The organism is Methanocella arvoryzae MRE50 (assembly GCF_000063445.1).
Lineage (GTDB): Archaea > Halobacteriota > Methanocellia > Methanocellales > Methanocellaceae > Methanocella_A > Methanocella_A arvoryzae.
In genome coordinates this window covers 2,684,351-2,696,684 of sequence record NC_009464.1, presented here as the reverse complement: position 1 = coordinate 2,696,684, position 12,334 = coordinate 2,684,351, and the positions used below count along the sequence as shown (strand labels likewise).

Below are 12,334 nucleotides of genomic sequence, written 5' to 3'. Positions count from 1 at the left end.
TAGTAAGAGACTTTTGCATAAATCGGTAAAAAGTATATGGGCATCTTAGCCGTATCGGTTTTATGCTCAGTAAAAACGATTGTACGGGCTGGAAGATGCCCGGTTCTTGCTTCGACTGCCAATGCAAAATACTTTCTGACACGTACCTTGAGATGATAGAAGCGATTGACTGGCAGCGTTTCAGCTTCGTTGAGAAGAATAATAAGCGTGGCAGGCCATCGATTTACAGTAAAATCGCTTTACTCAAAGCCCTCGTCTACATGGAGTTGGCCGGTATTCCGAGCGTTAGTAAATTGGTAAGAATACTGGCCGGTGATTTATATAAATTAGAGTTTCTTGGCTTTAATCAGTTGCCGAGCGAAAGCACGTTCAGCAGGTTCAAAGAAAGCATAGAGATTGACAGGATCATGCGGATTCTGAGGAGCATGATACGGGACAAAGACCCGGATTTCATGTGCATGGTCGGAGTGGACAGCACAAGCCTTCCGGCGTTTAACAAGACAGATCCGGACGCTGCATGGGGCTACGATCATATCGCCGACGAAATGTATTACGGGTACAAAATACACCTGCTGTACGATCTTCCCACATTAGCGCCCATCTGCAGTGTAGTGACTCCAGCAAATATTCATGACACCACACAGGTCTTGCCGCTACTAGAGAAAATGGGCTCGCACAGCTTATTGATGAACGGGCTGTTTGCTGATATTGCCTACGATTCCAGAGAGCATATCGAACGTCTTTACCCGTTGGGCATACCTATGATTAACAGGACTAACCGTAGAAACACTAAGAAAGAGCTTCCCAGGTACCGGATACAGGAGATCATCCCCTTCCATGACATAACCCTAAACAAATTATATAAAAACCGGATGCATTGCGAGTACACCAACTACCTTTTAAAAGAACACCTCACCCTAAAACGAGTAAAAACTACCAGAATCCTTCGAGTTACTGTAAAGACCGGACTCACACTGATAGCACGACAAATCCAAGTACTCTACCAGGTCAAACAAGGAGCAAACCCCCGGACCACAATCATCGGATGACTTATGCAAAAGTCTCAAATAGTAAACTAAAATAATTCAATCATAGTTAAGCTTTTCATTATTTGTCATGAATACTGAAATAGTATTTCCTTATACCCGTTACAAATATATCTCTTATTAAGCCAAGCTATATGCCAGACTCCAAAATTGATATAGATCAGTATAAACGATGACCATAATCAGGTATAATCATGGAATTGTTATTATCATAGATCCGTCTTTCTAAGCGACTTTTGTATGAGGTAATGTTGCATTTCCCCCGACCAAATTATTAGGGCCTCGTTTGAAATTAAGTCCAAAATCATATTTTATAAAATTATTGTCATATTAATATTCGTAGACCAAGCCTCTGTTAGGCGATAATAAGTTTGGAGCGTCCAGAAAAAACGGCAAAAAATGGGGGGATATCATTATCCCCTAAAAGCCAGCGGGCGAGGTGGGATTCGAACCCACGGTATCCGGCTTAGGAGGCCGGCGCTATGTCCTGGCTAGGCGACCCGCCCAAATCTGCGTATCTTACATGTTCATTCTGCTATATAAAATCTGCGAGCCAGACCGGGCGGGGTATCGATACACCCGGGCAACCCTCCCGGACAAGATTATTATCGACAATTTATAAATATCCACCATCGTAAACTTATCTTGGTGACTTGAGATGGAAAGAAGAACCACAGATCCTTTGACTATAATAGCAATGATACTGACCATCATAGGAGGTATCAACTGGTTACTGGTGGCGTTCGGATTTAACCTCGTAGAAGCGATCTTCGGGCCCGCTGCGACGAGCATACTGACAAAATTGATCTACATACTGGTAGGCATCTCTGCGATCTACCTGCTGTACCCGCTGTACCAGATGCTCACAAGCCCCAGGGAAAGGCCAGTCGTACGGCCGTGATCCGCCCTTAACTGCGGATCCACTTTTCTTATATTAAGAGTGTTTACACAATCGTGAACGCGGACTAACGCTGCGCTGTGCCAGGGTCACAGATTGCACAGATAGCACAGATTGACACAGATGCTCATCGAATCAGGCTGGTTAAGACAGTCATTACCTGTTTTATCTATTGTGTTCATCTGTGCAATCTGTACAATCTGTTAAATCTGTGTCCCAGCACAGCGCAGCGATCGTATTGCTGTCTCACCACAATAGAGCAATAATAAGTTAAAATGTGATGCCCCATAGAGGGGCACACGCGAACTCAGATCATCTTGCTCTTTACAGACTCCCGGATCTGCTCGTCATTCATGAAGAACACGGGCCCGTCGAATGCTGGCCTGCCGTTGATGGAGGCTTCGCAGACCGTAGGCGATCCGGTGGCCCAGTAGTCGACGATCTTGACGCTCAGGCCTTCGAGGCCTTCTACGGCATTCTGGATCTTCGCGGCGATCATGAAGGGCATGTGGCACTGGCGGTAGATGCCGATGACGAGCACGTTCTTGCCGGCGTCGCAGAAGTTGATCTCTTCCGCCTTAGGGGTGATCTCGTCACCCCTGACCGGGTACCTCAAGAGATACCGCTTCGTGGCGTGGCCGGTGATCTCGACAGCGTCTTTGAACCCGTAGCCCTGGTAGAAGTCGTACTGCATGATGGGCGCTCCTTTCAGTGTCAGCACGTCCACGAACTTGCACTTCTTGTTTCCCAGCGGCTTGTCGAACCACTTCCGGGCGAACATGTCATCCAGAATCGCCTTGCGGACCGCGATGCCGGCGTCCTGCTTGTACCACCCGCAGTCGATGATCATCGTCCGGGGCAGGTCGGCCGCGAACAGCCCCAGCGGGTGAGCGGCGGCAGGAATACACTCCACAAAGCCCGCGGGCTTGCCGCTCCCGTCGTAGGCGATCACACCCACGGTGCCGTATTTCCCGATCATCTCCAGCAGCCACTGCCTCCTCGCCTCCCGACCCTCCTTGAAGTGCGGGTTCTTATCCAGGCCCGGCATGTTGCCGCAAATGCACATCAGGTCATCCACGTTTTTCTCGGTGATGTCTTCGAACTTGAAGTTCATAGTATCTTCATTCCCGGCCACGGTTTGACAGATGGTGGCCAATCCTGAAATAAGCTTTTGGGGATTAAAGCGTTGTGTGATAGTGGTCTGAAAGTAATATGCAAAGTATTGCAAAAAAGCTACAAGACACACCACAGAGGCACAGAGGTAAACGGCTCACCACAAAGGCACAGAGACCCACAGAGAACGGTTCACCACAGAGGCACAGAGAAACACAGAGAACGGTTCACCACAGAGGCACAGAGAAACACAGAGACGTAGAGAGCGATTTTATTATAGTAATGCCACACATAATCGTTTTTAAATCGTTCTCTGTGTATCTCTGTGAACCTCTGTGCCTCTGTGGTAACTAGTCGCCTATAGCTTATTCCGCCAGCCTCGCGGTAATCTCTTCCCCGGCCGCCTGGGCGGTTAGCAACCGGTCAACCAGATTCGACCCTTTGGGCACTTTGATCGAGGAGCCTTTGCCGATCGTGGCAGTAAATAGATATTTGCCGCCGGCGGAGACTTCCATGGTTTCCCCCATGTACCGTTCGGGGAAGTAGAGGACTACGTGTCTCTTGGTTTCCTCTACTTCGACCGGGATTTCCTGGCTTTTTTTCCGGGGTGCGGTAACGGGCGCTTCCTCCGGTTCTCCCCGTCTCGATTCCTCGTCCAGCGATCTCACGTCGATGTGGATGCCCAGGTCTTTTTCGATCCGCTTGATGGTGCTGCCGGCCTTCCCCAGCAGCCCGGCGATCTCCTTCTCCCGGACTTTGACGAGGGCGCTATTCTCTCCCTGCATCTCGACTTCTACGTAGCCCTTGACATATTTGCCGATGACTTTCTGGATCTCCCTGGACGCGAGTTTCATCGCTGCCTTTGGCGGCTTTTTCTCCGCCCCGACAGGCATGACTACGACCTGTTCGCCGTATGTGTAGATCTCGTATTCCGCACGGTTGGTCTCCATTTCCTTGACCAGGATGACAGGCCTGGCGAGGTCGGCTTCCTGCATGCCGGCGGGAACCTTGACGGTGAACGTCAGGTCGTAGACCTTCTCGATGGTGCCCTTATCGATGAAGACGACTGTATCCACGACCTGCGGGATTACACCCAGTTCTATGCGGCCTATGAAACGCTGGATGGCGTCGATGCCTCTGGTCGCGTGGACGACGCCGATCATGCCCACGCCGGCGAGGCGCATGTCGGAGAAGATGGAGAAGTCTGAGGTCTTGCGGAGCTCGTCGTAGATCGTGTAGTCCGGCCGGACCAGCAACAGGATGTCCGCTGTGTTTTCCATGTTCCCTTCCAGCGGCGCGTACTGGGTGATCGATTCGGGCAGCTGCAGGTCTCTGGGAGACTCCATTGTCTTGATAATGAAATCGTTGGACAGCAGGAACTCGGCGCATGCCTGTGCGAAAGTGGATTTGCCTGCGCCCGGTGGTCCGGAGATTAGGATGCCTCTGCGCTTTTCGATGAGCCGCTCTTTGAAGGTCTTGCTGAACGCGTAGTCTTCCAGATTAAGTTTAGCGATCGGCCTGACCACGGTGATCTCTGCCCCGTCTGAGAACGGAGGCATGGCGATTGCAATCCTCATTGAGCCAAGCTGGACTACTGTGGCGCCGCTCTTTTCCATCTCGATAAAGCCGTTGGGATCGTTCTTGGTGTGCTCCAGGATTTCGTGAGCCATGCGGATGATGTCCTTATCGCTAAGCTTACGATCGGAGATCTTCTCCAGACGCATTGTGCCTATGCTACCCCTCTTGGCCAGGGGCTCCACGTCGGCTTTCAGGTGCACGGACATGGTGTCGTCGGTGAAGTAGTCCATGATGGACAGCGGCTTCTTCTGCTCCTCCCGCTCCGGCTTCAGGTAGATGACGGGAATGCCGGTGGCCCGGGCCACGCTCGCCTGTACCTTGTCGCTGGTGATGAACTCGGCGTTGTGCTTGGCCGCAATACTGCGGATCATGTAGTCGATCTCTCCGCCCGGGGCAAGTTTCACCTGGTCCAGCGTCGGCCGGGGGCCGGTGAACTGGAGCTCGATTTCACCCGCAAGGTGCATGTCATGCAGCTTTCGCAGCTCTTCGAGGCCGTTGAACCCGATCTCGAGGCCCCTGTTAGCCTGAGATTCCAGCTCGGCCACGACTGCTTCAGGTACGATGATGATTGCGTCCCGGTACTCTCCCGACTCCACTTTTTTAGTGATGCTTCCGTTGATGATTGTGCTGGTGTCTGGGACCAGCTTTAGTCCAGTCATGCTAGCTCCCTGTGATCTTTGGCGTGTCACGCTTTAAAACATACTCTCAGTTCTTGTACACGTCGGCCGGTTCGAACGTTTTCTCCCCGACGACGTCCCCCTCGATGGTCCGGTAAAAGCAGGAGCGGTAGCCGGTGTGACACGCCCCCGTATCCTGCTCGACCAGGATCAGAAGGCAGTCCCGGTCACAGTCGATGCGCATCTCTTTGACGTGCTGGTAGTGGCCGGAGGTTTCTCCTTTCTTCCAGAGCTTGCCCCTGCTGCGGCTGAAATAGTGTGCGATGCCGGTGCTGCAGGTGAGGTCAAAGGCTTCCCGGTTCATGTATGCGAACATGAGGACCTCAAGCGTTTCGTAGTCCTGCACGATGACGGGCAGCAGCCCGTCCTTGAATTCCGGCTCTATCATAGTGGCATAATGTGCGCGAGAACGGATATAATTTATGTCGGCGCAACTGTGCCGGGCGCCTGAAAAACATGCTCTGTGTCAATGAGATGCGGCTACCGGGATTTCATCGTGACGAGCGCTAAGATCAGCACGTTGAACATCAGTGCCGCTGCCAGGCCGCCGAGAATGCCGTACCCCATGCCGAATACCAGGCCCATCTCGCCTTTCACCCCGACGCCTATGGTTATGAGGATGAAAGTGTCGAGAAAAACGAGCGCATTCATTAGCTTGAGTACTGGAGTTTGGTAGAGAATTTTATAGTTCATGGGGAAACCGGCTTTTACTGATAAGAGCTATTTTTCAAGTGTTGTTATTAATATGTATTCTTCCATATGCCGATTTATAAAACTGGAATTAGGAATAGAGTAGAAAAAGGGGGGCCGACAGTCATGCCGCTCTTCGGACTTGCCTGTGCTGAGATCTGGCTATGCCGATCGAAAGCTGGTCGCACATGACAGCCAGCTCTGAGAGTTGTTGCTCCCGGAGAGGCTGGCCAGGCCCGGTGGCTGCCACGAGTACCCCGATAGTGCTGCCGTCGGCGATCAGTGGTACGGCAGCCATGCTCCTGATGCTCCGGCTTTTCGCCAGCGGATCGAACGTGCGGACCGAAGCGCACCGGCGGTAGTCCTTGATAAGCACAGGACCCGCCTTATTGAAAGCCCTGCACTGCAGGGTGGGACTGTCAGCCTCGGGCACTTCCCGGCAGACTGGCAGCGGTGCCCCTGATACGTCCCCCTTCTGCACTTCCAGTGCCAGCTCGGTGCCGTCGTACAGGTACAGCCATGCCAGCTTAAGCCTGGCCGCATTAAGGATGATGTCCATAGATTCGTCGATCAGATCGCCTGTATGCTCGCTGTCCATCGTAGCCCGGCTCATCCGCAGCAAGGCATGAAGGACTGTAGCATCCCTGACGGTAATGATGAAACCGGTCTTCGAGCCCTTATCGTCGAATATTGGGGCAGCCAGAGCATTAATGGTTCTCCTGCGGCCGGACACGTCGATGGTCACGAAAGCCTCGGCTTCAGAGCCTGGCTTCTGCAGCCGGTTCAGGGAGAACAGTTTCCTCTTGAGAGGCATTCCGTTCACGTGCCGGGGGTTCAGCGTTCGTAGCACATCTGCCAGTAATCGCCCTTCCAGCATCTGCCTGTCCAGCCCCAGCAGCCCGGAAAGGGTGTTGTTGACAGTGACGATCAGGCCGTTAGCGTCGCATAAGGCCAGCCCGTGGGGCAGCATCGAGAGAATGTCTGCTGCATGTGCCCCCTGTAAAGCTGAAGCACTGTTGCCGGGCTCCAGGCTGCCCGATGTTGCGTTGAGGAGAGAGACAATGATAGCGTCAGATTCTTTCGATTCGCCAGAAACAGGCACACAGCAGAAGATGCGGCCGCTTTCCGGGCATGTCCCCCAGCTGGGGGTACCAGTAGCTACGGCTGACCGGAGCGCTTCTACGAGCCCTGCCGATGGGATGAGGTCTGTCAGCCGGGCACAGGCCAGATCAGCTTTGCCTGTTATCGCTGCGAAACTGCTGCTGGCATCGATCACCCGGTAGTCCCCCGGGTGGACTATGGCCACCGCTGATCCAGATTCTCTGATGCCGGAGAGGTCGGGAAGACGGCGGTCTGGCGGGATCAGCCGGGTGATACCGGAGGAGATAATGTCGCACAAGGCCTGGATGCATCCGGCATCCTCTTCGGTCAGCCTGCAGCCAGCATAAGCTGTGACTTCCAGCGCCCCGATACACCGGTCGCCAGGCTGCAGCCTGAAAAACTTCATATCCATCTCCCGGTCTGCAGGGCAGTCATCCAGCGCGTGCCGGGGTTTTTTCCTCACTCCCCCGTGTGGGAAAACCCGGGTGAGGGTTAGAGGAGCCCTGCCGTCAGCATAGATCGACAGCCTGGCGATCTTCAGGTTTAGCGGGTCTCCCAGCAAGTCCATGAAGCTCGTGGCCATCTCGTCGATATCCCTCGCCCGGGCCGCGATGCGAGCCGCTTCCCGGACAAGCTCAGACTCGGTGACATCGATGCAGGTCAGTAGTACGCCGACGGCTTTTCCCTCGCCGTACATAGTTGTGCCCTGCCACTCTACCGACCTGATCTTTCCATCCCGGGTGACGAGGTTACAGCGAGTGGTGAAACATGGCTCGATCGCATCTCCCCTGATCGACCTGCGTAGGCACTTTTTAAGGTCTCCTGAAACCACGATGTCGAAGATGCTCTTCCGCAGGGCATTTTCCCGGGAGTACCCGGAGATCTTGCGCGCTTTCTCGTTAAAGAACACGATGCGGAAACTGACATCGACTGCGATGGCTGCGACACCGAGGCGCTCGCAGGCTACCAGCTGGCTAAAAGTTTCTCTATGGCTGGACGGCCTGCTTCGTTCTGCAAGCATAGATGACCTCCTGATAGCTAAGTCATTAACATATTAAGTGTTAAATATATAAATTCGCTCGACGGATAATGAGCATTATCAGCTCAACCGCCACCATTACGGGCCATGCAAAGCCCTATTGCATAAACAGGGTGTAAGGGCCGCAGCTAATCGCGCTCTACTTGATGATGGGTGTGGTATTCTTCTTCATATAGAGGGCAAACTACTTTCAGCGCGGGCCGGTTTCATTAATATATGAGAAACTGGCCTTCAGATTTCGGCCTGATGGCACGTATGGTGCTCACGATGATTATACTGGGCGCCCTGTACCTCGGGTTCCTTGCATTTCTTTACTGGCTGGGCATCGATCCGACGATGATCATGATCATTGCTGCAGTAATGCTTGGCATCCAGTTCTTCTTTTCCGACAAGCTGGTGCTCATGAGCTCAGGGGCAAAGATCGTGACTCCCGAGCAGGCTCCTCAACTACATGCCGTTGTAGAGCAGCTATGCGCAGAGGCGGACATACCCAAGCCTAAAGTAGCGATCATGCCTACCGACATACCCAATGCTTTCGCGACGGGAAGAAGCCACCGAAAATCCGTGATCGCTGTCACTACTGGCCTGATGGAGCGGCTCAACCCTGACGAGGTCAAAGCAGTGCTGGCTCATGAGCTCAGCCACGTCAAGAACAGAGACGTGGCAGTGATGACTCTGGCGAGTTTCATTTCTACCGTGGCCTACTTTATCATGATGTCCTTCATGTTCGGAGGAGGCCGGGGCCAGAACCGCCGGGGAGCAGGCAGCTTTGTCCTTGTGTACATAGTCGCCCTGATTGTCTACGTGATCAGCCTGCTGCTGGTCAGGCTCCTGTCCCGGTACAGAGAGCTGGCCGCGGACAGGGGCTCGGCGATCATCACGGGCAGGCCACGGACCCTGATCAACGCGCTAACCAAGATCAGCGGCCAGATGCAGCACATCCCGAAAAAAGACCTACGCGCCGAGCAGGGCATGAACCAGTTCTTCATCATCCCCGCGATCAGCGGCCGCTCCATTGCAGAGCTGTTCTCCACTCACCCGAGCCTCGAGAGGCGTATCCGGGAACTGGAGCGCATGGAGCGTGCTATGAGGTCCTGATGGGCATTCTGGACTTTTTCAGGCTAAGGCGACCGGTGAGGAGCACAGAAGAGCTGGTGAAGCTGCGGAACGCTGCCGCGGCGATGAAGCAGGCAGGATTACGGTTCGCCGAAAAAGCCGGGATCTGCTACAGGACTTCCGACAGCTGTAGAGAGCTGATCCAGAGAATAGCCAGTCATCCGCACGACAGTGGCATTACTGCCAGGTGCAGCACTGTCGAAGATTCATATGGATGCGTCTGGATACTGCTCGACGGCAGCCTGGACAGAGTAATAGAATCAGCCAGGGCGGCTTTTGATGCAGTATCAGCCAATGCCTGCGGCCGGGACTTTTTGTGTGCTGCCTTCGCATACACGGCAGATGATAAAAAGGTGTACTGGATATTCAACTCCTACGGAAAGTTCTACCCATTCGTGCCTGTGGGCGAGGAAAGGGAGAATGATCTGGAGATCAGCCTGAAACGCGAGCTCGAAGACGTTTTACCGCTGGAGAAATCGTTAAGCCAGTGGTACCCTCTCTGGGGCCTGCCACTCTAGTCAGGTATGAGGCCTTCGCCGACGAAGAGCTTCCGGGCTTCCTCGAATGTCATGTCGGGGGGAGGCAGAATAAGGTCGGACTCCTTGACTGTGTAAGGGTCCATGGGCACGCCGTTCTTTTTCACCAGTTCGATCATCCGGTCGTAGCATATCCGAAACGCATCCCGGTCATTTCCGGCAATCGACTGGACGAGGGCGTTGTCCAGGGCGTTAATCTCGTCGTAGTACAGCGAGGGCACAATGTACTGGTTATCGTTGAGGATGCGGACGATCATAGTACTTCATCTCTGCTTTGAGCCTTTTCAGGGCACTGGCCACTGGTTCCATGTCCTGGTCCGGGATGTCAACATCGCCAGCGGGCAAGGCGTAGCCTGCCGCCAGCCTGCGGGCAGTTTCGCAGCTTATACGTGCTTCTGTCGCTTTAGCCTTTGCTCTGTCGATGGCATAGCGAACCGAGGTCAGCTCCTCGCCCATCCCCGCCATGGCCTCCCTCATGCGAATTGATGCAACATCGTGCGGCAGATGGCGGGTTTCGAGACTTTTACGCTCGTCACGGAACGCCTGTATTTTTAGTTTCAGCCTTGACAGCAGCCGGTCCAGCCTCACCCGCTCGGCAGTAATGGCATCTATTTTTGAACGCAGGAGGCCGATCTGCCTCGACATGAGCAGCCTGCGATAGATCAGCCCTGCAGCTTTTTTATCCTGCCCTTCCCGGACGGCATCAGCCGCCAGTTCGTCCTGCCTGTGCAGGCACTGGTTCAGACGGCTGGCCTGCACCAGCATTTCCGCTTTAAGAGACTCCTCACTCTCGACAGCCTCTTTCACCTCTGCCCGCAGGGTCTCATAGCTTTGAACAGAGTAATCCTGCGTGTCCGTTTGCCCTGCCGTCCACCGCTTCGATCTTGCCCGGATGCTGGCAGTGAGCCTGCTGAACAATCCCACTCAAATCCCGATTGATGGTATGCGTTGAGCCTATATACAGATTATCAGAAAAATATGCAGGTGTCGGGCAGCCGGAAGGCTACCATAGATCTCAGCATCCCGCCCTTATTTTAGCCCTTCCAGTATGCCGAACAGCTCGCCCACGTCATGTATGATATAGTCAGGCTTCGCAACGGCAGTATCCTTGTTCCCGTACTCGGTCATGACCAGGACACTTTTCATGCCGGCGTCGTTAGCCCCTTTGATGTCCCTGAGCGTGTCGTTGCCGAGGTAGATTGCCTCGGAAGGCTGTACTCCGAGCCTGCGCAGGCATTCGGCAAACAGCCGGACGTCGGGCTTGCGGTACCCGAACTCGGCAGATACAATTACGGCCTGGAAAAAATCGTAGATGCCCAGCATTTTCAGCTCCGGGTACGCGTGATCCTGCTGGGCGTCGGAGACGATACCCAGGGTATACTTGTTTTTCAGCTGGCTCAGCGTCTGATAGACGCCGCTGTAGAGCTTGACTCTCCGGGTCGACAGCGAACGCTGGAGCTTGATGATGTCGCTGACGATGGTGCTGCTGTTGATGTCCGGGCCAGTGTAGGCGTACTGGTTTTCGTACAGGATCTCGTACCAGATGCGCCGGTAGTCATGCTCGGGGTACTGCTCTTTATTGTACTTCTTCTGCAGTTCTTTCTTCTCGTAGAAGAACCACTTCAGCTCATCCGCCGATAAATATATGCCCTGGTACTTGAGGTACGAGGCCAGACGCTCGTAGATCTCCAGGTCATCCTCTCTGGTCTTGATGTCGATCAGAGTGGTATAGATGTCCGAGACTACGGCCTTTATTCCCACCCCTTATCCCTCTCCCCGTAGGGCACGTGCATCGGAACGCTGCGCTCCTTCAGCTGGCCAGTCTCGATGTACTCGACACGCTCTGCAATCTCAGTGATGTGGTCTCCGATCCTCTCCAGCGCCCGGGCAGCCATGATCAGGTAGATGATGTTAGTCGACCGCTCTGGCTCGTGGACGATCTCCCCCAGGCTGTTGTAGAATACGCTGCCGTAGAGCCTGTCAATCCCGAGATCGTTCTCGTAGACGGTCCTGAGGTTTCCCGAAGTTTTGCCGGAGTACAGGTCGATACACTTTTTCAGCATGCGCCCGGCGATCTCCGCCATCTTCATGATCTCCAGCGAGGTGCCGGAGACCGGCTTGTTGGCTACCGCCAGAGTGACCCGGGACACGGAGACCGAGTAATCGCCGATATGCTCCAGGTCCACGATCATCCGGTAGGTGCCAAGGACCACTCGTAAGTCTCTGCCCTCGAGCTTCCCCGCCAGAGCGTCGATGCATTCCCGGTCAATATCGAGCTTCAGCCGGTCAATTTCTGCGTCCCGATCAATCACCTTGCCCGCCAGATCAATATCTCGATCGGCCAGAGAGCGGACAGAGTCCTCGATAGACTGGCCCACCAGGCCAGCTATCTTCAGCGTGTCTGCCACAATGGATTTAACATCTATAAGTTGCTGCATGGGCACCGCCGGCGCCTGCCGGCAGAAGTATGTCAAGCCGCGAGGACAAAAGCCCGCCCCGAAATCGCGCAGGGAAAATTCTGCAGACGTAGTGGAAATGGG

The 12,334-nt window shown here is 54.0% G+C and carries 13 protein-coding genes and 1 tRNA gene; 4 read left to right on the top strand and 10 right to left on the bottom strand.

The annotated features are described in order from the left end of the window. Positions 1-62: 62 nt before the first annotated feature. On the top strand, positions 63-1,049 hold the full coding sequence (locus RCI_RS13235) for a transposase (protein WP_012036958.1): 987 nt from the start codon (positions 63-65) through the stop codon (positions 1,047-1,049). A 428-nt stretch (positions 1,050-1,477) separates the two neighbouring features. Here the strand turns inward: RCI_RS13235 and RCI_RS13230 are convergent. Next, positions 1,478-1,552, bottom strand: a tRNA-Arg gene (locus RCI_RS13230). Positions 1,553-1,704: 152 nt separating this feature from the next. Between RCI_RS13230 and RCI_RS13225 the strand changes: the two genes are divergently transcribed. After that, positions 1,705-1,947: a DUF378 domain-containing protein gene (locus RCI_RS13225; RefSeq protein WP_012036957.1), complete on the top strand. Its 243-nt coding sequence runs from the start codon at positions 1,705-1,707 to the stop codon at positions 1,945-1,947. Between the two features lie 304 nt (positions 1,948-2,251). Here the strand turns inward: RCI_RS13225 and RCI_RS13220 are convergent, their stop codons facing one another. From RCI_RS13220 to RCI_RS13200, 5 genes are all read right to left on the bottom strand, one after another. Then, on the bottom strand, positions 2,252-3,079 hold the full coding sequence (locus tag RCI_RS13220; RefSeq protein WP_231844852.1) for a hypothetical protein: 828 nt from the start codon (positions 3,077-3,079) through the stop codon (positions 2,252-2,254). Between the two features lie 343 nt (positions 3,080-3,422). Next, on the bottom strand, positions 3,423-5,294 hold the full coding sequence (locus RCI_RS13215; RefSeq protein ID WP_048198628.1) for a PINc/VapC family ATPase: 1,872 nt from the start codon (positions 5,292-5,294) through the stop codon (positions 3,423-3,425). Between the two features lie 46 nt (positions 5,295-5,340). After that, positions 5,341-5,700, bottom strand: a complete 360-nt coding sequence (gene hisI / locus RCI_RS13210; RefSeq protein ID WP_012036954.1) for a phosphoribosyl-AMP cyclohydrolase — start codon at positions 5,698-5,700, stop codon at positions 5,341-5,343. A gap of 92 nt (positions 5,701-5,792) precedes the next feature. Further along, positions 5,793-5,963 (bottom strand): hypothetical protein, encoded by a 171-nt coding sequence (locus tag RCI_RS17085; RefSeq protein ID WP_158308919.1) that lies wholly within the window; start codon positions 5,961-5,963, stop codon positions 5,793-5,795. Between the two features lie 163 nt (positions 5,964-6,126). Then, the gene (locus RCI_RS13200; RefSeq protein ID WP_012036952.1) at positions 6,127-8,124 is read right to left on the bottom strand and encodes a PAS domain S-box protein; all 1,998 of its coding nucleotides are present in this window, start codon (positions 8,122-8,124) and stop codon (positions 6,127-6,129) included. 234 nt (positions 8,125-8,358) lie between these two features. Here RCI_RS13200 and htpX point away from each other — a divergent pair, with 234 nt between their 5' ends. Further along, entirely contained in the window at positions 8,359-9,240 is an 882-nt protein-coding gene (gene htpX / locus RCI_RS13195) for a zinc metalloprotease HtpX (protein ID WP_012036951.1), read from the top strand. Next, positions 9,240-9,776, top strand: coding sequence for a PspA-associated protein PspAB (pspAB, locus tag RCI_RS15975; protein WP_012036950.1), 537 nt, complete (start codon positions 9,240-9,242; stop codon positions 9,774-9,776). Before htpX ends, pspAB begins: the two co-directional genes overlap by 1 nt. Here pspAB and pspAA read toward each other — a convergent pair. The 4 genes from pspAA to phoU form a co-directional block, all read right to left on the bottom strand. Beyond that, the gene (gene pspAA / locus RCI_RS13185; protein ID WP_012036949.1) at positions 9,773-10,051 is read right to left on the bottom strand and encodes a PspA-associated protein PspAA; all 279 of its coding nucleotides are present in this window, start codon (positions 10,049-10,051) and stop codon (positions 9,773-9,775) included. The two genes, pspAB and pspAA, sit on opposite strands and share 4 nt — an antisense overlap. Continuing rightward, on the bottom strand, positions 10,026-10,718 hold the full coding sequence (locus RCI_RS13180) for a PspA/IM30 family protein (protein WP_012036948.1): 693 nt from the start codon (positions 10,716-10,718) through the stop codon (positions 10,026-10,028). Before RCI_RS13180 ends, pspAA begins: the two co-directional genes overlap by 26 nt. Before the next feature lie 105 nt (positions 10,719-10,823). Next, positions 10,824-11,555 (bottom strand): HAD family hydrolase, encoded by a 732-nt coding sequence (locus RCI_RS13175; protein WP_012036947.1) that lies wholly within the window; start codon positions 11,553-11,555, stop codon positions 10,824-10,826. Next, a complete protein-coding gene (phoU, locus tag RCI_RS13170) occupies positions 11,546-12,202 on the bottom strand; it encodes a phosphate signaling complex protein PhoU (protein WP_231844850.1) in 657 nt (218 codons plus the stop codon). Before phoU ends, RCI_RS13175 begins: the two co-directional genes overlap by 10 nt. Positions 12,203-12,334: the final 132 nt, after the last annotated feature.